This window comes from Mesorhizobium sp. LSJC285A00 (assembly GCF_000503155.1).
In the GTDB taxonomy this organism is placed as follows: Bacteria; Pseudomonadota; Alphaproteobacteria; order Rhizobiales; family Rhizobiaceae; genus Mesorhizobium.
Window position 1 is genome coordinate 47,675 of the sequence record NZ_AYVK01000014.1, and the last position, 22,212, is coordinate 69,886.

Consider the following 22,212-nt stretch of genomic DNA (forward strand, 5'->3'; position numbering starts at 1 on the left):
ACGCTACAGGCGGATGAAGCGAAAAATCGGATTGCCTCCGGCATGGGTTCGTCCTGTCTGTCCCAACAGAAATCAGCAACAACCATTCAGGTGGACGCAAGCTATGTCCGAGCCGGATCGTATCGTTCGTCTCAAAACAGTCCTCGCCAGGACCGGCCTGTCCCGCTCGACAATCTATCGCAAGATCGCCGACGGCACGTTCCCGGCTCAACTGAGGATCAGCACCAATGGCGCCGGGTGGCATGAATCCGAGATCAACCGCTGGGTTGAGGATCCCATTCGATGGGGGTCGAAGGCTGAGGTGAAGAGGTCCGATTGAACGGGTAGGTGCAACAACCTGGGGGCTTCCTTGCCGGTTCTGCAAATTGTCAATTTGCACTAGCGCGGTCACACGCTCCCATCGCTCAACCTGTTACTTCCGATAGCTTCTTGATGGCTGACGGAGCGCTAAAACCGAGAATCTCGGCGAGGTTTATAAACTCCACGACATCAACACGTCTCTGTCCGCTTTCTAGTCGAGCTACGAACGATTGGTATTGGCCGAGCCTGGTTGCCAACTCAACTTGCGTAAGGCCTGCCGCTTCACGGTTTTTGATCAGCAGCGCGATCAAAGCTTTGTGCCGATTCGTACCGAGTGTATCGACCACTTATCACCTCATCTGAACTCAGATGGGGGCTTCCTTTATATCTGATTTTCAGTTATCTTAAATTCAGATATTTAGCTGAGGCCGCCAAAGCGTTTGGCTGTATCACCAACCATGCAAAGCTGTTTGGAGCTCGGATCATGGATGATTCCGACGATAGCATGAATTTGTTTTTCATCACCCGGCGGCGCTTGCTGACGGGAACGGCCACGGGCGCGGCGGCATGGCCCTTCCAGGCAAAATCGCTGGCTGGCGAACTGACGGACGGCAGCGCGGCTGATCCTGCTCTTCGTCTGTGTGGGAGCTGGCAAAGAATCCATGATGAGACACTGGCGCTGTGCCGCGAACAGCAGCGGTTGGAGACACACCTCGCCAGGATAGTTGGCTTTCCCTGCGCCAAGGTGCGGCTTGCCGATGGTACGGACGTGACGCTCCATTCCATCGAGAGCCTGAACGATGCCCACTCTCCTGAAAATGAAGTCGAATGGGGCAGGGCGCTTGCGGATTTCGTGGCACACCAGGCGCGCTGGGACGCTGCTGATGCTGAGATCGGCTATTCGAGAACAGACGAACTGATCCGGCAATCGGAAACAGTCGAAGGGGCACTTCTGGATGATCTACCGCAGACAGCGGCCACGTCCATCGAAGGCATTTTGGCCAAGCTCAAGGTCATCCTGCGTGACGGTGAGCACTGGGAACATCCAGACGATTTTCCCTGGCCGCACATCCGATCGGTACTGAATGACCTCGTCCGTCTTCACCGTTTAGACGTTGCGACGAACCCAAGCTCAGAAAAGCAGCAAAACTCACAGAGCAGGTGAAGCCTTGATGAAAATCTTGGATCGTTTTCAAAGCGGTGTGGCACCTAACGGTGAGGTCGGTCCCCATCCGGCCGACCGTCACGTCGGCAGGCAGATCGCGACTCTGCGAGTCCAGTCGGACGTCTCGCAGGCGCAACTGGCCCGTGCGATCCGCATCAGCTTTCAACAGCTCCAGAAATACGAAAGCGCGCGCAACCGCGTCAGCGCTTCCACGCTCTACGAAATCGCCCGCTCGCTGGATGTTCCTGTCAGCCGCTTCTTCGATGGTCTGCCGGGCAATGGCGAGGCAACCGCTCCGCTCCTGACCGTAGACGAACGCCTGGGATTCATCGCCAGCGCGGAAGGCAGACGCTTGATCGAAAGGCTGATGCGACTCCCCCCGCGTGTGCGCAACCGCGTGTCGTCTCTGCTCTTTGAATTGGGAAAGGAAATCGATCCTGTGCAATGCCCAGACGAGTATTAGAAACGAGGTTGAGGAGGTCGTGAGGGCCCGCGCCACTTGTTGCCTACAACCTCGGAAAGACGGCGGTGGGTGTAGTCAGGCGATCCCGCCAGACATGCCTGAGAGCTTCTCCAGAGCCGCCCGGAATAGCTTGCGGCTTGAGGTTGGGACTTACGGATTTCCGAAAAGCACGCCTTGCTATCCAATTCTGCGACTAATCAATTTGATGGCTTTTCTCATCTCCTGCATGCGCGCATCTGGGAGACATGGACCAAGATCATGATCTCGGCAGGATCGAACCAAGCCGCGCATTCTTATTTTCAGCAGAAGCCCAGCCGATCCGTAGCGAGCGCTACTCGCAATGGTTGTGAGGCACCAAAAAAGGGCCTTGTTCCGAGCGCCTGATAGAGCGATTCTGCGCCTTGCAAAAGCACTTGCGCGCCAAGCGGCTCGCGAAGACCACGAGCGTGAACAGGCCGAGAAAACTTATCATGACTCGAACCGCGATCTACGCACGCTTCTCAACCGACCTCCAAAATGAGCGATCAATCGACGATCAACTCGCTTTGTGCCGAGCATATGCAGAACGTGAGGGGTTGAACGTTGTCGCAACGTTTGACGACCGAGCACGCTCCGGTGGTTCCGTCCTGGGCCGTGACGGATTACTTCAGCTCATGGACAAAGCGCGTGAGCACGAATTCGACGTGCTCGTCGTAGAGGCACTTGATCGGCTTTCGCGCGACATGGAAGACCTTGCGGGCATTCACAAACGCCTTTCATTTCTCGGCATCGAAATTCGTGCCGTTCACGAAGGCGTGGTGAACACGGTCTTGGTCGGCCTGCGCGGTCTCGTTGGCCAGCTATACCGAGAGGACATCGCTCACAAAGTCCGCAGGGGCCAAGCCGGCCGAGTCAACAAAGGGCTTCACGCCGGCGGTCTGACCTATGGCTATTCGTACGTGCTAGGCGATCCCGGGAAGCGGATGATCGCAGAGGATGAAGCGGAAATCGTGCGTCGTGTCTTTCGAGAGTATGTCGCAGGGCAAACCCCGCGCGATATCGCTCACGATCTAAACACAGACCGCATACCGCCGCCTCGCGGTCGTGCCTGGAATGCCTCCACCATCAATGGAAATGTGCAGAGAGGGACGGGGCTGCTTCACAATGAGCTTTATGCTGGCCGCCTGATCTGGAACAGGGTCAGAATGATCAAGGATCCTGACACGGGGAAACGTGTCTCGCGCCCAAATCCCAAGGGTGACTGGCGAGTAGTCGCAGTGCCCGACCTCGCTATTGTTCCGTCCGACCTGTTCGACGCAGCACAAGCACGCAAGAAGGCGCGTGCAGCCACTCATCCAAGCCACCAGCGCCGACCACGGCACATGTTGACGGGGCTCCTGAGGTGTGGTGCCTGTGGTGCGGGAATGTCGTCGAAAGGCGTGGACAAGTCCAAGCGCATTCGCATCCGCTGTTCCGCCGCGACTGAAAGCGGAACATGCGCCGATCCCAAGACCTTCTATTTGGATACGGTCGAAGCTGCAGTTCTGAACGGCCTTTCCGCCGAGTTGCGCCATCCCGAAGTGATTGCCCAGTACGTCCAGACCTACCACGAAGAACGGAAGCGCTTGGCAGCCGACACCGATGCCAGGCGCAGCCGTTTGGAGCGACGGCTTGAAGAACTAACTCGGGAGATCGAGCGCCTGGTCAACGCCATTGCCAAGGGCTATGGCGACCCAGCCGTGCTGGGACCGCAATCAACAACGCTGAATGAAGAGCGTAAGGGCATTCTAGCCGAGTTGGATCGGGTGCCCGCCGCTACGGGAGTGATCGCGCTGCACCCTGCGGTGCTCGCTCGCTACGAGGAACAACTAAACCAACTTCGGACCGGGCTTGCTAAGGGCATTGCTTTTGGCGATTCCGAATGTGCAGAGGCAATGCGCGACTTGGTCGAAACCGTCACGGTGTTTCGAGATCCATCGAGGATCGGCGGCGTCGAAGTCGAAATCGCTGGGCGGTTAACGGCACTCTTGGGCGAGGGTGCCTTCCCCCACGGCGTCAAACGAGCGGGGGGAATGGTGGTAGCGGGAGACCGCTACGTCCCGAAACCCACTATCGCGGAAGCACTCTTCTGCTATCGGCGGCGATCCATTGAGAACGCAAACGTCGAAGGTTGCCTGGGATAAGGTAATGCGCGTCCCGGCACGTGGCCGAGGATCGTTTTGGCCAAAACCGGAGCGTCCCAGATGAGACGCTCCAAAGCTTGCCGCTCCTAAGCCTTAGGCTTGCGCTTGGCAGGCGCTTTGACTGGGGTCGGCTGCGGTTTGCGCCCGAGCCCCGCCGCCTTTGCGAGCGTTGATCTTTGAGCCGCGTAGTTCGGCGCAACCATCGGGTAATCCGGCTTCAACCCCCATTTCTCGCGATATTCGTCCGGGGTGAGCCCGTAGTGTACAGCGAGATGCCGTTTCAGCGATTTGAACTTCTTCCCGTCCTCAAGGCAGATGATGTAGTCCGGCGTTACCGACCTTTTGGGATTGGTGGCTGGCTCCTGCTTCGGTAGCTCGGCCACCTTTGATTGGCCAACGCCTGTCAATGACGAATGAATCGACGCGATGAGATCTGGCAACCCCGCAACGGGTAGTGGATTTTGGCTTACATAGGCAGAGACAATGTCTGCAGTCAGCCCGACGAGATCGGCCTTTTGGGCTTCGGTTTGATCGCTCAAGTATTCGCTCCTACAACAGGGAAAAAGCACGCCTCACGCATCTGTCGTATACCGCAATTTTGAGCGATGCACCGCGCGTCAGCTCGCTTCTCCAGTTCTCCACGTCCTGAACGGCCGCTTGCGCTTGTATTGGTCAAAGAGTCCGGTTTGCCACTGGTCGAAAGCGGCCTCTCCGCCGTCCCCAATGCTGAATGCCCTGACGGCCTGTATTTGCGCCTGGTGCCAATCAGAGCCGACAAGCGCCAACCTCTGTGGGATCGTGTCGGTGAAGGGCGGGCATGCCCCTGCGATGGGCTTGGCGGTTAAACGAGCGGGATGGCTCAGGCCGGCCCGCGTCAAGTACCTGAAGGGCGAGGGAAAGCTACGCCGCCTTCGTTTGAAGATGTGGGTTGTATTGGGATGGTAGCTGGACATAGGATGGGCAAAGGTCGTCCTTGCATCGCGGTGCAAACTGACGCTCTCTATTACCTCAGGCAAGATAAATTAGCTAGACGTAATGCCATGACCGATACTGACATCAAGGCCGCGTTTGCGCGGGTGGACCTAGAGCGATTTGCCCCGAGGGGCCAGGAGCGTTTTGATGGCCCTATTCGGACGTTCTCAGACGCAGATGGGACAACTCTCTCAGCAATATCGGATCGAACTTTTCTCAGGTGGATAGTTGGAGAACTCGGCGATCTGAGGGGGAAGCGCATCTACGAAATTGGAACCGGAACTGGTTACTTGGTGTCAGTACTCGCCCAGCTGGCCGGCAGCGAAGGAGAGATCCCATTAATATTTGGTTGCGAGATCATTCCCGACCTCTTCGATCAATCACAGCGCGCCCTCATCGGCACTTCTGGTGTGCGCGTGCAATTGGGTGATTGGGTCGATCGACTTCCCGAGCTAGGTCTCTTCGACGTCATAATAGCCACCTCTGCGTTTCGAGGCATCCCGCGACTGCTTCGCCAGGCGTTACGGGTGCCGGGAGGCCTGCTCGCTATGCCTATAGCAATTCCGGGTGGCGGGGACTGCTTTACGGTCTTCCATGCAACGGAGGAAGGTTTAAGCACGATCGACGCTAGGATGTCCGTGTCCGTGCCTACAACCGGTTCCATGGCAGATGAGGACACTTGGTACATCCCGCTTGAAAAGCTTGTTGATCCGCGGCCGGGGTCTTTCGTGCATATTGAAATCGGCCAAGGCTTTGGTCACCCTGTTTTGGATACTTTGGGGTTTCGGAGTTACCTTTTTGGAGCTGAACCAAAGTTCCACGCTGTAAACCTGGGCGGAGAGCGTACATTTGATCTCAGGAACTATGCTTTCGGTCTCATCGACGGCGAACGCCGCTCGGGCGCGCTCTATCACCATCACGACATGCTAGCGTTCGGTGATCTGGGCCTCGAATGTGCTGGCGCCTTGGCAGCCCATCGGGAACGATGGAAAACGAATGGGCGGTCGGACCTAAGCCAAGTTCGCTATCATATCCCTTGGGCCGCATTCGACGCTGATCGGCTGCCGAGCGGGTACGTTGCTGCCCTTGGAGGCTAAGGATGCTGCAAGGGACTCCTCCAGACCTGTCATACGTCTGTGCCGATGTGAAATTTCGGGAAATAAGTTGTATACCCATCATCGAAATGGAGTGCGCAGCAAAGCTAATTGACACTCCCTGGATCTCACGAAATGTTCCAGCTCTGGATGAGCTTGCCGCTATCCTCACACCCCAGCGTATCGCGGCGCGCCATGGGACACGATTGGTCGCGCTCGAGCACAAGGAACGCTGGCGAAATCTGCGGGCGCAACAGCGATTGGGTGACTATCTCGTTGACCTGGAAACGACTGAATTCTATCTCAGGCATACTGACGCGTCATTTTTAGACATCGCGCATCGTTTGCCTGTCTCCCCGATGCTCCGCAAGCCTATCTACTTCGATAATATATGGATCGGCCCGCCAGGGACGGTGCAAACCTTTCATCAAGATAACAGCGACGATTACGTATCGAACCGTAACTATTTTATTCAGCTGTCTGGGTGGAAATATATTTCTGTCTGTCACCCGCGAGACACCTTCGCGCTTACGGACGGCGCCACAGTTCGGGGGCACCATTGCGACGCTTCGCCAACTGACCCCAAAGTCTGGCGAAGCGTGCCGTCGTTGTGTCATGCGATCGTCGGGCCATGTGACCTGCTGCACATCCCCCCGAGCTATTGGCATTATGTCCAATCCCTATCAGTTAGCATTTCGGTTTCGCGGTGGTGGTTCGATAACCACTTAGCAGAGATGATTTACTGCGTAGGGCAAGGGCGGTGGCAGCGACCGCCACTCGTAGTCGCGGATACAGGGGCCTTCCTGAGGGACCTTGAAGAGTTTGGCGGCGCTTCTGCTTTGAAGCGTGTCTTTTTGCAATTGTCTCCCATTGCAAGATTTGCGATAATCAAGGCGTTCAGTGAATTCTATGGCAAAGGAGTTTTTGACTATGTCTGAAGCACCACTTTCCTTCGAACTCAGTGAAGATCAAGCGAAGGCCCTCAAGTCCCTCGCTGGAGGTAAGGGCATACGCATTTCGGGCTATGTCGATGGGACAACCCTGAAGGTTGACAACATTGCCATCAACGCTGGGATAATTGGTGTCAGCAGTTCGCCCTTCAGGGACGGCATGGCACCTTTCATCGCCTGCAATGGGCCACTCGAAGTCGAAAAATGACAATAGACTATGTCGCGCGTTTCATTGAATCTGCCCTCGACGAGCAGGCCGACATAGCAACGCACGACTACCTCCGCCTTTTTGGCGGCGCAGTTGCACATCACGTGCCGCCATACTTCCTCGCTGATTACGGCCACAGCTTTAGACTGCATGTTGAGAACCCCATATGGGTGCTGCAGTCACTTGTATCGAATGCGATCAAAGAGGGTGAGGGATCTCGCGATCTGGCGAAGCTTGCCAACGCCTGTACCACTGCCGGCCTGGTTGATGATCTGAGCCAACATGTTGAGGATGAGGCAGGTCATTGCCGAATGTATCTTCGTCTCGCCGATCTGGTGTTTCCAGACGCATTGCCAGAGGATGTGCGTAGCGCCGTTGAGATCCAGTTTCCCCCGGTGCAGCATAGCCAGATCGAAGCTGCGAGCCTCGAGCCTTGGAAGGTCCTCGACTATCTGATCCAAGTGAACCTGGGCGAGGTGAGGACCCGCATCCACCAGAAGCTGTTGGAGCCAGTTCTCGAGGCGTATTGCCCGCATCGCAATCTCGACATGTTAGGTCGAACCCTGTGCAAGTTGAGTGGCGACGAGTGTAGCCACATCCGCTACACCGCGAGACGCATCGGAGAACTGTCAAAAGAATTTTCCCCGATCCGGGTTGAAAAGCTCTTCTGGCACCGATTGCTACAGTTCACCGAGTACACTGAGCGCGAATTGGGCAGCCAGAGGGTTGGAGATTTTGCAACATCCCTAATTAGGGATCGTTGATTGCTCAGCTAGGATCGCGTTGACTGGTACGCCTTTATTCAGGTCGCTTTTCTGTTGGTCGTCGTCGTTGGATGTGCCGACCAGAAAATTCGCTTGCGAAATGCTAGGCGCGATCGATCTGTCCTGAGGTCGATTTTCGTGCCAGGAGAGCTGTCGTGTGTAGGTCCGCTTCTAATCTGTCCAACCTGGAAGCAAGCATTCCGCTTGCGGCTTCAAACGAATTCTTGCGACAGATTCTGCAATGAGCTAATATATGCTTATGACACGCAGATCGTCGCTCTGATGAAGGCCGATCTATTAGCCATTGGCGAATTTCCGAAACGCCGACAATAGCCGGCCCAATTCCGCGAGGCGTCGCTCAGAGGCCAAGTTAGCGAAACTCTTCAACACCATATCTAAGAGGGAGGACTTCTATGAGTAAGCATCTAGCATTCCTTTCTACTCTTGTTGGAGCGGCGCTTTATGTGATTCCCGCCGCTGCAGGTTCCTATAACCTTTGTCTTGGCGAGTACTGGCAGGACGGGAGACACGGCGGCCCAATCTGTCCGGCGCCGGGAGGTAATCAGATCTACGACTATTGCTATACAAACCCCAATAAAAAGGCAGCTGCAATTTGTGCTCAGGAAGGGTCGACCGGTACGCCAACGGTAGTTCACACCGGTAGTCACGGTGGCAATAAGTGTGGGTATGAGTTCTATGTGATCACATGCCAGTAGGTGGACCGCTGTTAGGTATAGAAAATCTAGTGAGCTAATGGAATGAATCGACCGGTAGGAGCAGCGTGTGTAGGTAGAAGTGGAATCTGGAAGAGGTAATTTGTATTTGCCATTGGGAGCGTGATTATGCCCGCGCAACACGAGATTGCGAGCATCGAACGTCGGTTCGCTAAGCAGTATGGCTTGGACCTCGATGGAATACACCGCGACGCACATGCACTTCGTGTACTAATCGCGGACACAACTGTCGCTTCGAAGGCGGTCGGTGATACTTGTTACACCTACAATGGCAGTCAAGCGATCGTACCCGACCTCGAGACGACGGCTTTTGATGCCGTTCAGCCAGATCCTAGAATTGCCTACCGGCGAGTTGAATTGAATATCGACGAAGCCACCAAACACCTGCAGAGCTGCCTCGACCTGAGGAAAGAGTATGGCGAAGTCGCAAAGCTGAGGAACGACACCCGGTTTAAGGGCGAAGAGTTCGTGCGGCTCGATGATGTGCATTTGCAGGAAGTCAACGCTGGCCTCTATAAGTTGCCATGGCAGGAGGCATCTGACGAGCGAGGGGGGCTTGTTGTATCCCTCGAAGAAGCTCAAGGGCAACTAAATATGCTTAAAGAGATGTTAGGGGCCGACGCCGCTGGTCATCGCTATTCCGCGGTATTGACTGATCCCTCTATGGATCAAAATATTCACAATAACGCAGTGATTACAAGAAACGTAGCCAATACTAATAAAGACGCCGTTCAAACAATAGCGTTGAGCACTGAAGGTGTTAGGACAGCTCTGGATTTGGCGACTTGGCTTGATCGGCTCGGCACAGCTAAAGCTAGCGTTGCGCAACTGACCTCTAGGCTCGATAGCGCAACTCGTAGAGAACAGTATCTGCGATCGGACGAGGGATTTCGCACGCAACGAGCGGCAATCAGCCGCCAATTAGCGTGGCTTCAAATTGCTGAGCATTGCCGAGACGCCTCCGAGCTAAATTACGATAGGCGGCTGTCCCGATTAAAGGCGCGATTCGATGAGAATCTCGTTGCGTTAGTCGAAAGGCTGAAGCCGATAGAGAAAGGTCTCCGGGCAGTTTACGGTATCGACCATCCTCTAGAAACGCCGTCTCTGGGTCAGATAGTTGAGACTGCCGCCATATGGCTGATCTTGGTGCAAAACGAGCTGTCTAAGTTTAAGCGGCGGCAAAGGCTCTCTTTGTGCACGGTTATCGCCATGGGTGCGCCAAGGGCGGATGGTACTGGATTTGATTGCACCTTTGATGTGTCCCAGGCCGACATCCCTCATAGTGCGCTATTGCGAGGGATAGCCCTTGAGTACATAGGGGAGGACAAGGTGCCGATTGCACTTGAAGTACAACCTCCCACAAACGCATGGTCAAGTGAAACAGATACCAGCGCGTTGATTGTGGGACGAGTTGGACCGTTTTCACCCAGCTTAGACTTGAAAGCCCAGCATCAAGATGCGCTATGGAATGGCTCGGGCATTGGAACTTGGACCGTCCGCGCAAGGGCGCCAGATAAGTTCCAGTCGTTGCAAATGGCGATGCATTTGTGGGTCCTCTCGGCTTAGAGGGCTCTCGTCATGAACGGCAAAGGCGGTACTCCAATATTCGACATTAGCAAGCGAATATCTCTGCGCCGAAGGGACGTCTTAGCCTTTGGCGGGTTCGCACTGGTCAACGCGACGCTCGGCAACCCAGCTTGTGCTGAGGAGGGCGCCTCAGGAGACGCTGCGGCTGGTCAATCGTCCACCGCAAAGGACCGTGATTTTGAACGACCTGACACGACCACTGTACGGGCCGAGACCTACCGTGCAGAACAACGCCCGGCAGATCTACGTGACCAATTGGGTCTTTCGTTCCGAGCGCCAAAGCTTACCTATGACGGCGACTTGTCGATCTTAGGAGAGTTTGGGAGTGGACCCGATCGCCTTTCACAGCGCCAGGGTGCCTTTTTTGTGGATGGTGCGAATAAAACGGTCATGAGCCCGGAAGGTTCACCATTAGATACGGCCTTCCGATGGATGTTATCCAGCGTGCCTGAAGCAAGTGGCACCAGCCTTGAAAACAAGCGGCGACTAGACGGGCCGGCAGATGGCGCCGAGAAGAACCCACCGTCGAAGATGCTGCAAGCATTGGAGGCCGTAGAGTGGACCAAACTCGGCAGCGCAATGCTCGAAAAGGCGGGCGAGATTGCAGTGGACTACACCAAGGAATTCACCCTTGATCGAATAGCCGAGGCACTAGGCACACAAGTGATGAACAAATGGCTCGGATACGCGTCATTCATTTTAGATGTTGTCAAGCCAGAGGAGATTAATGGCGGCCGTAGCGAAGAACTTACTTACTTCGACCGAATGAGCCCAGCCGAAAGACGAGATTTTTATAACGAAATCCTAACTCGGCGCTTCCAGTTTCCAACAACGTTGCCGACTACCGGGCCAACCTTGCAAGCGCCGAGATAGGTAGGCCATCTTTGCTCGCGAGAGAGGCCGGGACATGAAAACTCTCACGATGAAATCCGATCACGCCCCTCCCCCCATTTCGGGTTTATGTCGAACGAGGTTCGGCGTGATGCGGTGAATTCGGGTAGCTCTTTCAGCATTATGTCGGACAAACGCGCTTTGGTCCTCCCAATCGACGAGAATCGGGTATGTGCGCGCACTCCTTCCCCATCGTCGCTGACCAATACATCGCTTGCCCGCATGACAGAAACTTCGCATACCAGACTGCTCTCCCGTAAAATCTCTGATTACTGCCGTATCCGTTTCGACCCTCTATTTCCTCCTCAAGAAGGCGCACGCATTAGAGCGTTTCTGCTCAACCTCATCTCCTGTGCGGAATCACCGCCGCGAAAACTCCGCGACTACGATTGGCAAGAAATCGGCATTCTTTGCGATCTCAGCGATGAGGCGATCCGATCTGCCCAGACCGCAATCGAACCGGCATTGGATGCGATCGCTCGGAATACAAAGACCGCGCCGAAGCCGGCGATGATCGCGAGCCGCCGCCTCACTAAATCGCAGCCTCATGCGCGAGAACGTCCGCTCCAGCTCGTCACAAAAAGCGTGAGCGGTTGGAGAGGAAAGCTGCGGTAGACCGGCAGAAGCCCGGCATAAAATCGCGCGCGACCGAGGAGTTCCCGGAACCTCTTTTCGAAGAAGCGTTGGATCCCCCGAGCTTCCAGGCGGCGCTGGATTTCCAAATGCGCCACCATGGCGACAGCTATTGGCATCTTCATCGCGCTGTTGTCCGAGACGACGAAAGTCTAGACCGCTCGACAATTCGTCACTGGCTTCAGGGAACAAAATCGCCGCGCAGCGTGGCGAGCATGGAGGTACTAGCTCGGATCGAGCGTCGTTATCGTCTTTCGGCAGGGTATTTTAAAGCGAAACTCCCGCTCCAGACGCGCTCGGCCTCCGGTCACATTCTCGACGATATCGGCTCGGCCGAACGCCGTCGGCTTGCGTGGCACTTGCCTGTCATTTCACTCGCGCGGTATCCATAGGCTGCATTGCTGTTGATAGCTCCGCACTATCGATTGTACCGTAAATAAAAGTGATAGATGTTGGTGAAAAGCGTAGCGCTTGCGGGGTGGAATGGTTCACAAGGCACTCGACGATCTGTCGAACGATGAGAAAGATCTAATCCGTCAGGGAGAGCGGACCGTCGACAATCTGAAACGTTTGTTCGCTGTGGTCTTTGCGGCGAGCTTTGGCATTGCAGGCGCGGCAATTGCAGAAAAAGTTCGCGCGGTCATCATTGGAAGTACCGAATTCCCAAACCTCGGAGCGATTCTCATCAATTTCGAAATGATAATCGTTTTCGCCATTACAGCAGGCGTATTCTACCATCATAGCGCCAAGTTCCTCGACATCCGCTACGCCCGTCACCCACTTGCCATCACACATCCAGTTGGCTTTGCGCTAGACTACGGCACTCTAGTGCTGACCGCCGCTCCATTCTTCTTCATGGCGCAGGCGTTGTCGCCCACGGTAACGAACGAAATAGGGTATTTTGCCTTCTTTGGCTCCTATGTACTCCTGTTCACACTTGGACTTTTTCTTCTGGGTGTGCAGAACATTCGTCATTTCCGATTGATTCGCGAAAGGGTGTTCGGCGAGAACATTCCGGCCGCCGAGATCGCACGCGAGGGTAAGCTGCGTCAGTTTTGGCTTCTCATGAACAGCGCTGTGCTGCTGTTGTTATTGCTGGTCTTCGCTGTCGCAACAGGATCCGCCGAGTGCCCACCAGCGCCGAAAAGCGGGGAATCTACCTGGTTTCTTTACGCTTTCGGTGCCATTGCCATCGGACGCGATGCCTTGGATTATGCATACTCTTGGCGGTTTCTATTCCCTTTACCGGCATCCGAAACACAAAAACCACATGTCTGGCCCCTGTCGGTGATTATCGCATCTAAGCGGCCGGCCATCTGGTCCGTCCTCGGCTATTCGCTCGTGGCGCTGTGCATTCTGATTGCTTGGTATCTTGAGCTCTGGAACGCTCCACGATGGATAGAAGCGTGCAGGTAGCTGAATCAAGCCGAGACTGTTGGAGTGCTCGTCGATCTCATCAAAGGTAGTCGGGGCGCTTTTGACTTTTCGATATCACCGCCGCACGCCTCCTTCCGACTCGCTTGGAAAATTTTGGTACAGGTGCAGCCTAGCTGCGGACTACAATGTTACCGTCCCATCTAGTCAAATTGCTGTTTAATAGCTAACGCCGATGGTGAGACCTTCCAGGGACGCGATTATCTTTATCGACCGCGAGGGGGACGTGGGTGAAAAATAGAGGCGATCAAGTTCGCTGATGCTGATATCTCTGCAGCTCGAATCGGCGGAAGAGTTTCTGACGCGTGTCACATCCGCTATAGGCCACGCGCAGTCGCATATCTATGTCGACACGTCCTTCGCCATGTGGCTCACGGTCATTGGACCTGCTTCTAGAGCCGCCTTCATTGACTGGTCGTCGACGGTGGAAGGTCGAGTCCATATACCGGCATGGACGATCCAGGAATACTATCGCCATCACCAGTCGAAGACCCTGAAGACAGAAATCGACAATCAGAGCGTAGCTACGGTAAAGGCGGCAGAGGACTTTAGATCACGCCTTCGACTGCTCGCGGATGGTCCTTTGCTGCCAGGACAGCCTGAGGCATCGTTTCTCAACAGGCTAAGGAGCATCCAGGACGAGCTCCACGAGCTTGTTGTCGCGGCGAAGCGCTGGAACTACGACGATGCGTCGGCCGAGGTCATCGACTGGATGAACCGGCGGGCATTGGGTGCTTCTGGTATTTTCGGGAGCTTCGACCGGCTGCGCGAGATCGGCCACACTCGCTATACGCACGAGGTTCCACCAGGGTATGAGGACCGCGACAAGCTCCTCAATCGGTATGGGGATCTCTTATTCTGGCAGGACGTCGTCGCAGACGCACGCCGTCGTAAAGCCGCGAAAGTGATCGTATTGACGCGCGACCGAAAGGAGGATTGGTACGCCTCAGCGCCCGAACCGGAGGTCGGGCCTGCGTTGCGGAGATTGCGCAGTCGATGGGAACCCGTCCCGTCGCCGCATCCCATGCTAACCTTTGAGATGAAGACCCAGAGCGGGTGCGAACTCATCCTGCTCGACGACCTCTATCTTGGTGCGATTTTATGGCGCGCCGACCGAGTGCGCTACGGCCGGTTCGCAGCGATCGCAGTCGGCATGGACGCACAAAAGCTGTCGCAGGAACTTGCGCCACCGCCACCCGTTCACGTCCGTGCGATGGCAAGACAAGCGGAGGATCGCATCTCCGCGCGCGAGGCGCTGAATCTGGTGCGCAGCGCCCTTGACGAGGCGCCTGATCAGAAAATCGGCGATATCCTGACTGCACTTGAGGGTGACGCCCCCGTTGCAGAAGCAGCAGTTGAACGACTGACGCCAGACTGGATCGGAGTCCAGGTCGGCGGCCAGCTAGCCTGCTTTTGCCGGCGCATCTATGCCATGGCGTCTCCAGCGCAGCCGTTCGCCACGCAGGCGGCACAGCGGCTATTGGAGGGGATCGACCAGGTGGATGCAGCGCACGCCTCTGCAGTTGTTGGGGGGATGCTGACGTCTGCGTTCTATGACAATGATACGCAGCACCACCGCCCCGGCGGAGCACTTCTACAAGAGACATACGCTTGGTCGATCGATCCGGGTTGCGAGCGAGTTTTGCGAGCGCTGACAGGACGCCTCAATTCCGTGCAAGCTGCCGCGCTCGTCTTGCCGGACAATGTGACAACGCCGCTTAGTGTTCGCCTAAATACGTCAGACTCTGTAGCCACGATGCCGCCTGCTCTGGGGCAGCTTTTTGTCGGTGCGCAGGGCGTGCTCACGGACCAAGCTCTCGGCGACGAGACACGTCTGAGAACCTTGCTTGCAGAACGCACCGAAGCAACGGTCGGCGAGATCGTCGAAGCTGTCGGCCGATACTACGGCGTTCCCCTCGCCGTGTTGAGAGTAGTAGATACGGCGGACGACGAAACAAGGACGATCTTAGAAACAACAGGCCTTGAACGGTTCGGACCGCTGCGTCAACCCACCAGGGGTAACGTGTCCATGCCGGCAAATGTACAAAATGCTGAGCAAATGCCGGTCCCTTCCGACAACGAAGCGGACCAGGATGAGCTGGACGACGAAGACGATTTATCTGACGCGGAGGAAGAAGAATGAGCACTGTCAAGATCGACTTCGTGCCTCACTTCGGCGCTTTTGTCATTGAGACGCTGACTCTGGGTATGTATGGGGAAAGTCGCAACGCGATACGGGAATACATTCAGAACAGCCGGGACGCTCTGCTCCAAGCTATTGACGATGGCCTTATCACTTCAGAGGACGCTCGGATTGATGTCGAAATGGACACCGATGGCTTGACGGTCCGTGACAACGGACATGGCATCCGTGTAGAAAATGCCGCCAAAGTTCTTGCCTCTATCGGCGCTTCGAACAAGGACTATCGCAAGGATGCTGGGTTCCGCGGCATTGGTCGTCTTGCGGGCATCGTATTCTGTAATCGGCTGATATTCCGGACGAAGAGTAAGGGGCAAACGCAATTCACCGAGGTGATTATCCGGGCAGACGAGTTGCGCGAGAAGCTGTCGCCCGAGGAAACATACGCAAAGGATGCGGCACAAACCCTGGCCGAATGTGTCGACGCTACGCTGCAGGATGATGCAGACACGGATGCTCATTATTTTGAGGTTCGTCTCGCAGGTTTCCATAATCCACCTGCCGAGTGCGTCGACGTCGGACTCATGCGGACATTCTTGAGTCAGGTCGCCCCGCTTCCCTACGCACCTGCCTTTTCGTTCAGAAAAGAGATCGAGGCGGCAGCCGCAGAAGCTGGGCTACCGGTCGAAACCGTCCGCCTGTTTCTGAAGGATAAGGGCGCCGCACCGTCTGAACTTTTCAAGCCTTATGGCGAAGACGTTGCAGTAAAGCGCACTCGTACGCCAATACAAGTGTCGTACGAGCAGTCTCCCACGGGAAAATGGTTCGGCTGGCTGGGTCGTAAACGTGTACCCGGATTGATTAAGGAGAAATACGCCGGTATTCGCGTTCGAGTACGAAACATTCAAATCGACGACACGAAGATAGTTCGAGACATCTTTTCAGAATCGCGCCTGACGACCAAGGGGCGGACATCCTGGGGGCGTTTCGCAGAATGGTACGTAGGCGAGATATTCGTCGATCCCAAAGCCGCCATCCCCAATGCAAGGCGCGACGGGTTTGAGGAGAATGACTCCTGGCACACTATGAGGGATGAGATCGACCTTCAGGTCGCGACCCCGCTCGGCAAGCTTGCTTATCGGACCTCGAAAGCTGACAAACTCTCCCTTGCAAACCTAACGAAGGCGATGCAGGAGCTTTCCAAAACCGTTGAGTTGCTTGAGGCTGAAGGCAATCCGACAATGGAGAAACTCGAACAGCCACTCCTTGCCGCAAGCGACTTCCGCACCCGGCTCGCGTCGGCCCTCAGTCTGGACGAAGGGGAAGAAGCCGAGGCGCTTGAGTCTTTAGCCAGGCAGCTCGGTGACTTACAGCGGCGACTTGAGGCGCTTGTGGCACTTGCTCCGGCGCATTCATGCGAGGAAGAGATTGCGGAAGCTATCGAGGAGATGGCGCGGCAAATCCTAAAAGAACTGCATGATAGGTTAGGCCCGCAGGACTGGCTGCTAGCGCGTGCTGTCATCGCGAATGTTACTGGTGTGAAGCCGGATTAACGCGAATGTGACTCTGTCCTAATTGAATTGCGCGGCTCGTATCGATATTCCTTGAGTCTGGCCCGAGCTCTCTTCAATTCCTCCGGCAAGAAAAGCGGGTACCAGCGCTTGTTTTCGATGACCATGGCTTCCACTGTCAAATCGAGGCGCTTTCGCAGATACAGTTCGGCATATCCGTCTGACACCTTAGCAGCGTTAATCAACGTTTTGGCTGTCGGCAGTCCGCCATTGTCCATGACCATCTGCAAAAAGATGGTTGCATTGTATTTCGCTTCCGACTTGGCACGCCGATAGATCTCGAACATCGCCTGCGTGAACGCGCCTTCAAGGTCAACCATTGCGATGCTCCGCCACGATAGCCGCCGCGTCTTGCATCGACGGAAGCTTTGATCACGCCCATCTATAGCAAGATTATGGCAGTCGTCGTGAACAATCGGCTATGGTCGATGGAAGCATTGGTCAACAAACAATGTCTCAATGAGGGGTATGCATATGTTAGGTCTCTTGGCCGACCGAGATTGGCTTTCATTCGCCTGCGATATCGCACAAGCAGCGACGGGCATCGTCGCGGTGGTTGCAGGATTTCGCTTCCTACAAGACCGACGGTCACGAAGAACCGTTATTCAGCGCTATCTTGTCGGAGAGCGGAATGACGCGGAGAAACCGGGAGGTAACGGCTCAGGAGCAAGGTCAATCATTCACTTGATGGGGCGCTGCTCTATGACTGAAGCCCAGGTTCTCGAAGCCGCTTTCGAGAACAGCAACATCAAGACCTGGGTGGCTACCGATCCCGACACTGGCCTAGCCGACACGCTCTTGTTTCGCATTGATGATAAAGCGTGGCCCAAGCTCAAAAATTCAAATTAGGACACTGCCTGCGCTTGACATGCGAGGGCTAGATCGCGATGAAGTGATGTGCTACCTGCATTCCAGTGATGCAAATTGCGCACTGTCTCAATGCAGGGGGCCTCATGCAGCCTTTGGAACTCCGGTGCAGCAGCGGCAGGTCGGGTGACCGCCGGGTTCTGCTTGGCTTCGCACCCGCGTCGACTCTGCACGCGGTTAGCTTCCCAGATGTGCTCGACGAGCGAAGCGGCGAGGGCTACCAGCGTCGATTCAACTCCAGCCACAGCCTTGATTTCCGACGGTACATCAAGGAGCAAGGCAGCACCACCATCCCGCTTACGTTCAATCTGCGTGCTAGGGGCGACGACGCATGGAGAATAACGAACGAGGCTGACGGCTTAGTACGGCTACGGATCAACCGGGGGACCGGCCCCGTAATGGCGCAGGTCGATTGCCAGCATAGATTAGGACACCTAGCCGACCTAAACATCGAGCTGCCGTTCATGTGCTTCGTCGGTCTCACAGTCGACGAGGAGATGGCGGTCTTCTCCGTTATCAATCGAAAAGCGAAGGGGCTCAACCACAGCTTGCTCGACTTCCACGACGCTCGCCTATGCGAAGACTTAGCGAGCGACCGGCCCGAGCTATTCATCGCGCTGTGTTTGTCGAACGACCCGGCCTCGCCGTGGTGCGGCCAACTTGACGTCGGTGGCAACAAGGTGTCGGGCATGACGCGTAAAGCTTCACTCCGAACGGTCCAAAAGGCCGTCCGGCGCTTTCTGAATCGGTCCAGTATCCTCAAGCAGCGTACCACAGAGGAAGCTGCCCGCGTCGTGCTCGACTTTTGGGTAGCGGTTTCTAATGCGATGCGTGAAGATTGGTCGCGTCCCCGTGGGTCGCTTCTTGCAAAGGGAGTCGGCGTTTATGCCCTTATGGAAATTGCTGCCGACATGTGGCGCGAACAAGGCCCTGCACTAACCCAGGACCGAATGGTTGCGCATCTCTCGGACATGGCGGCGGATGTCGATTGGTCAAGTGACGGCCCGCTCAAGGGATTGGGCGGCGAAAGCGGCGTGGCAGCAGCGGTGGCGCTTCTGCGAGGTATTCGCGCTAGACAGAACGTACGGGCGGTCGCCTAATGGCCGGCAAGCGAATCCTGCTCATCGAGCCCGGATACAAGAATAAGTATCCACCGCTCGGCCTCATGAAAATCGCCCAATATCACGGACCGGACGGGAAGAACGATCATGTTCGCTTTGTAAAGGGCGAAGACCCGTCAGTTCTGTCGCAAGCTTGGGATCGCATCTACGTCACGACGCTATTTTCGTTCGAGTATCCTAAGATCTCGCAGAGCATCGACTACGCCCTGAAGGTAGCGAACGGTCAAGCCGATAAGGTATTTGTCGGAGGAATCGCAGCGTCACTCATGCACGAGCGTTTCCTAGAGGAGCGGCGTTGGCAAGGCGTACGCTTCATCAAAGGCCTGCTTAGCGAATCGCCGGCAAACGCGCTTCAGCTCGATGACTTCGCGGAAGAACTCTATTCCGACGATACGGCTGGAACGCCGATAGAGGATCTTGTGCCCGACTACAGCATCCTATCGCAGATCAGCTATCAATATCCGGTGCGAGACGCCTACTTCACCTATACCTCACGCGGTTGCATTCGAAAGTGCCATTTTTGCGGCGTTCCTAAGCTTGAGGGGATGCAGCGGGACGTCGAATCCCTTACCGCAATCGTCAACGCGGTTGACAGGCTATACGGTCCTAAGAAGGACCTCATGCTCATGGACAACAACGTCGTCGCAAGTCCGCGCTTCAAGGATATCATCGCCGAAATCCGCGACCTCGGCTTTACACCTGGCGCCAAGCTGATCCGACCCGGTGCGCGTGTGCCGGTTCAACGACGTGTCGACTTTAACCAAGGCGTAGACGCTCGTATCCTTTGCAAGGACCCGATGTATCTCCGTGAGTTGGCGACTATCTGCCTCAAGCCGCTACGCATAGCCTTTGATCACCTCGGTGTCAGGAAGCCGTACGAGCAAGCGGTTCGGTACGCGCATGAGCATGGCCTGACTGAACTCTCCAACTACATGCTCTACAATTTCCATGATGGTCCAGCGGACCTGTTTGAGCGAATGCGTCTCAACGTAGCTCTAAACGAGGAGTTAAACATCCGCGTATGGTCATTCCCGATGCGGTTCCAACCCACTAACCGTCCCGACCGAGGTCATGTCGGAGAGAAGTGGTCTCGGTACGAACTTCGGTCGATGCAGATCATTCTGCAGGCCACCCACGGCGTCGTGAGCGGCGCGCCAACTTTCTTCCGCCGAGCTTTTGGCGACACAGTCGCTGAGTACGAGACGATTCTAATGACGCCGCACGACATGATCTTTAACCGCGAATGGTACGAACGCTTCGACGGCCGCGCGGAGTACGATGAGTATCTCGCTCAGGCTGCCCGACTTTCCTCCGAGCGCCGGAATGAACTTAAGACGTTGCTTTCCTCGTGTGACCCACGCCACTACCACCTGCTGGCCGACATGACCGACGACGGCGGAATCCGCTCGATCCTTCAATTTTATTTACCCCGGCCCAAGGACGAGCTCGCCCGAATCTGGCGACGCCGGGCCGAATGGTCAGAGGTCGCGAACGCTCTAGGGGTGCCAGAGGACGAGCGCGTCGAGGACGCAGGTCTCGACGCCGAGGAAGAGCCGATCGTCGCTGTTACGGAACCTGATTACGGGAGCATGGTGGCATGAGCGCGCCGGTTCGGCTTACGAAGACGGCGATCGTCGTGGACGGCGGCGAGGTCGTTGTTGGGAAGGATGTGCTCGAGTTGCTCTCCACGGCAATGTACCTCGATTCAATGACTATCTACCGTGAGTACATCCAAAACGCTGCCGACGCGATCGATCAAGCCCGCGTAGCGGGTCGCCAGGCCGGCAGCATCGAGGTCACCATAGACACGACAGCCAGGACCGTGACCATACGCGACGATGCGGCGGGGGTTCCAGCCGCCGAGTTCCGGCGCGTGCTTACATCAGTCGGAGCCAGCGCCAAGCGCGGGACTCAGGCTCGAGGCTTCCGCGGTGTAGGCCGCCTGTCAGGGTTAGCCTACGCTCGTGGTCTAACTTTCCGCTCGCGCGCTGCCGACGAATCTCGGGTGTCCACGATGACGTGGAACTGCCAAGCGCTTCGGACCGCGCTACGCGATCAGACCGACTCGCGCGATTTGGCGGATCTCATTGATGCCATCACCACGACTACAGCAACAGAGGAATCCGGAGCGCCATTTTTCGAAGTGCAGCTGGAAGGTGTTACGCGTCAGGGCGATGACCGGATCATGTCACCTAACGCAGTCGCAGGCTATCTGTCCGAAATTGCACCTGTGCCGTTCGATCGCTCGTTCTCTGCGGCGGATGTCATCACCGAGACACTAGCCAAGGCAGTCATGCTAGGCGACCTGACTATCACCATCAATAGTGGTGAACCACTAACTCGCCCGTTCAAAGACGAGCTTCCCATCGACGGCGGCCGCCCGCTACATCTTCGCGAAGTCGCTTTCGTCGAAGTGCCCGCCATAGACGGCCACGTGGGAGCGGTGGGATGGGTTGCCCATCACGACTACGAGGGAGCTATTCATCCCTCCACAAAGGTTCGAGGCTTGCGAGTACGCGTTGGTGACATACAGGTCGGCGAGGCGGGTGTCTTGGCAGACATTTTCCCGGAGGCTCGGTTCGACGCTTGGACGGTGGGGGAGATACACGTCCTGGACCCGCGAATTATCCCAAATGGACGGCGAGACGATTTTGAGCGAAATGTCCATCTTGCAAATCTCAAAAACCATCTCGCGCCTCTCGGAAGGAATGTGGCCAATCGCTGCCGAACCAGCTCGCGCGACCGCAAGCGGCTGCGCGATATCGAACTGGAGCAAGCGTCCGCCCGTGAGGGCCTCGCCGTGCTAGGTCAGGGCAGCTTAGGCCTGGCCGAACGCGAGCGTGTCGCACTAGAGATCGACCTCGCGCTCATGCGCGCGGAGAAGCTGGTCGGGCCATCCGGGCTCGTTGACGATACGGGCGCCGTCACACGCAGCGAGATTGCGAAACTGCGCACGGAGCTGGAACTGGCCGCCCGCGACGACGAGCCCCCGGCTTCGCCACTCGACAGGCTATCGCCGGAGCGCCGTGCCTTTTTCGAGGAGATGTTCGCGCTCATTTACGACAATGCACAAAACCGTTCGGCGGCGAAGAGCCTAGTAGATCGGATTTTGGCAAAGATCGCCTGAAAGCACCGCGCAGATGCAACTTCCATATT

General features: G+C 56.2%; 22 protein-coding genes. 19 read left to right on the forward strand and 3 right to left on the reverse strand.

Translation table 11 applies throughout. The annotated features are described in order from the left end of the window. Positions 1–103: 103 nt before the first annotated feature. The gene (locus X726_RS155000) at positions 104–319 is read left to right on the forward strand and encodes an AlpA family phage regulatory protein (RefSeq protein WP_023669907.1); all 216 of its coding nucleotides are present in this window, start codon (positions 104–106) and stop codon (positions 317–319) included. A gap of 85 nt (positions 320–404) precedes the next feature. Here the strand turns inward: X726_RS155000 and X726_RS0135145 are convergent, their stop codons facing one another. Further along, entirely contained in the window at positions 405–647 is a 243-nt protein-coding gene (locus X726_RS0135145) for a helix-turn-helix transcriptional regulator (protein ID WP_023699715.1), read from the reverse strand. Positions 648–784: 137 nt separating this feature from the next. On the opposite strand from X726_RS0135145, the gene X726_RS154995 reads away from it, so the two are divergent. From X726_RS154995 to X726_RS154985, 3 genes are all read left to right on the forward strand, one after another. After that, positions 785–1,465: a hypothetical protein gene (locus tag X726_RS154995; protein ID WP_023669908.1), complete on the forward strand. Its 681-nt coding sequence runs from the start codon at positions 785–787 to the stop codon at positions 1,463–1,465. Between the two features lie 7 nt (positions 1,466–1,472). Continuing rightward, positions 1,473–1,928, forward strand: a complete 456-nt coding sequence (locus tag X726_RS154990; RefSeq protein ID WP_023686247.1) for a helix-turn-helix transcriptional regulator — start codon at positions 1,473–1,475, stop codon at positions 1,926–1,928. Positions 1,929–2,398: 470 nt separating this feature from the next. Further along, the gene (locus X726_RS154985; RefSeq protein ID WP_023669910.1) at positions 2,399–4,090 is read left to right on the forward strand and encodes a recombinase family protein; all 1,692 of its coding nucleotides are present in this window, start codon (positions 2,399–2,401) and stop codon (positions 4,088–4,090) included. 86 nt (positions 4,091–4,176) lie between these two features. Here X726_RS154985 and X726_RS154980 read toward each other — a convergent pair whose 3' ends face one another. Beyond that, positions 4,177–4,629: a MucR family transcriptional regulator gene (locus X726_RS154980; protein ID WP_023669911.1), complete on the reverse strand. Its 453-nt coding sequence runs from the start codon at positions 4,627–4,629 to the stop codon at positions 4,177–4,179. 417 nt (positions 4,630–5,046) lie between these two features. Between X726_RS154980 and X726_RS154975 the strand changes: the two genes are divergently transcribed. From X726_RS154975 to X726_RS154935, 11 genes are all read left to right on the forward strand, one after another. Next, the gene (locus X726_RS154975) at positions 5,047–6,159 is read left to right on the forward strand and encodes a methyltransferase domain-containing protein (RefSeq protein ID WP_280940456.1); all 1,113 of its coding nucleotides are present in this window, start codon (positions 5,047–5,049) and stop codon (positions 6,157–6,159) included. A 2-nt stretch (positions 6,160–6,161) separates the two neighbouring features. Beyond that, entirely contained in the window at positions 6,162–7,094 is a 933-nt protein-coding gene (locus X726_RS154970; RefSeq protein ID WP_084630734.1) for a cupin-like domain-containing protein, read from the forward strand. Beyond that, positions 7,087–7,314, forward strand: a complete 228-nt coding sequence (locus X726_RS154965) for a hypothetical protein (protein WP_023669915.1) — start codon at positions 7,087–7,089, stop codon at positions 7,312–7,314. The genes X726_RS154970 and X726_RS154965 overlap by 8 nt, the downstream gene beginning before the upstream one ends. Continuing rightward, positions 7,311–8,078: a hypothetical protein gene (locus tag X726_RS154960; protein ID WP_023669916.1), complete on the forward strand. Its 768-nt coding sequence runs from the start codon at positions 7,311–7,313 to the stop codon at positions 8,076–8,078. Before X726_RS154965 ends, X726_RS154960 begins: the two co-directional genes overlap by 4 nt. Before the next feature lie 842 nt (positions 8,079–8,920). Then, positions 8,921–10,378, forward strand: a complete 1,458-nt coding sequence (locus tag X726_RS18020) for a hypothetical protein (protein WP_023669917.1) — start codon at positions 8,921–8,923, stop codon at positions 10,376–10,378. 12 nt (positions 10,379–10,390) lie between these two features. Then, a complete protein-coding gene (locus X726_RS154955; protein WP_023669918.1) occupies positions 10,391–11,272 on the forward strand; it encodes a hypothetical protein in 882 nt (293 codons plus the stop codon). Between the two features lie 240 nt (positions 11,273–11,512). Continuing rightward, the gene (locus tag X726_RS1000000170490) at positions 11,513–11,905 is read left to right on the forward strand and encodes a hypothetical protein (protein ID WP_210164215.1); all 393 of its coding nucleotides are present in this window, start codon (positions 11,513–11,515) and stop codon (positions 11,903–11,905) included. Further along, complete coding sequence (locus X726_RS1000000171100) at positions 11,884–12,315, forward strand: hypothetical protein (RefSeq protein WP_198037313.1); 432 nt, start codon at positions 11,884–11,886, stop codon at positions 12,313–12,315. Before X726_RS1000000170490 ends, X726_RS1000000171100 begins: the two co-directional genes overlap by 22 nt. A 91-nt stretch (positions 12,316–12,406) precedes the next feature. Next, positions 12,407–13,339 carry a hypothetical protein gene (locus X726_RS154945; RefSeq protein ID WP_023669921.1) on the forward strand — a complete coding sequence of 311 codons (933 nt, stop codon included), beginning with the start codon at positions 12,407–12,409 and terminating at the stop codon, positions 13,337–13,339. Positions 13,340–13,616: 277 nt separating this feature from the next. Next, complete coding sequence (locus X726_RS154940; protein WP_023669922.1) at positions 13,617–15,500, forward strand: PIN-like domain-containing protein; 1,884 nt, start codon at positions 13,617–13,619, stop codon at positions 15,498–15,500. Beyond that, entirely contained in the window at positions 15,497–17,050 is a 1,554-nt protein-coding gene (locus X726_RS154935) for an ATP-binding protein (RefSeq protein WP_023669923.1), read from the forward strand. Before X726_RS154940 ends, X726_RS154935 begins: the two co-directional genes overlap by 4 nt. On the opposite strand, the gene X726_RS154930 is transcribed toward X726_RS154935, so the two are convergent. Further along, entirely contained in the window at positions 17,047–17,388 is a 342-nt protein-coding gene (locus X726_RS154930) for a hypothetical protein (protein ID WP_023669924.1), read from the reverse strand. The genes X726_RS154935 and X726_RS154930 overlap by 4 nt on opposite strands. Before the next feature lie 154 nt (positions 17,389–17,542). Here X726_RS154930 and X726_RS154925 point away from each other — a divergent pair, with 154 nt between their 5' ends. From X726_RS154925 to X726_RS154910, 4 genes are all read left to right on the forward strand, one after another. After that, on the forward strand, positions 17,543–17,917 hold the full coding sequence (locus tag X726_RS154925) for a hypothetical protein (protein WP_156940644.1): 375 nt from the start codon (positions 17,543–17,545) through the stop codon (positions 17,915–17,917). Positions 17,918–18,021: 104 nt separating this feature from the next. Next, a complete protein-coding gene (locus X726_RS154920; protein ID WP_033001838.1) occupies positions 18,022–19,035 on the forward strand; it encodes a DGQHR domain-containing protein in 1,014 nt (337 codons plus the stop codon). Then, a complete protein-coding gene (locus tag X726_RS154915; protein ID WP_023669927.1) occupies positions 19,035–20,657 on the forward strand; it encodes a radical SAM protein in 1,623 nt (540 codons plus the stop codon). The genes X726_RS154920 and X726_RS154915 overlap by 1 nt, the downstream gene beginning before the upstream one ends. Next, complete coding sequence (locus X726_RS154910; protein WP_023669928.1) at positions 20,654–22,183, forward strand: ATP-binding protein; 1,530 nt, start codon at positions 20,654–20,656, stop codon at positions 22,181–22,183. The genes X726_RS154915 and X726_RS154910 overlap by 4 nt, the downstream gene beginning before the upstream one ends. Positions 22,184–22,212 lie beyond the last annotated feature (29 nt).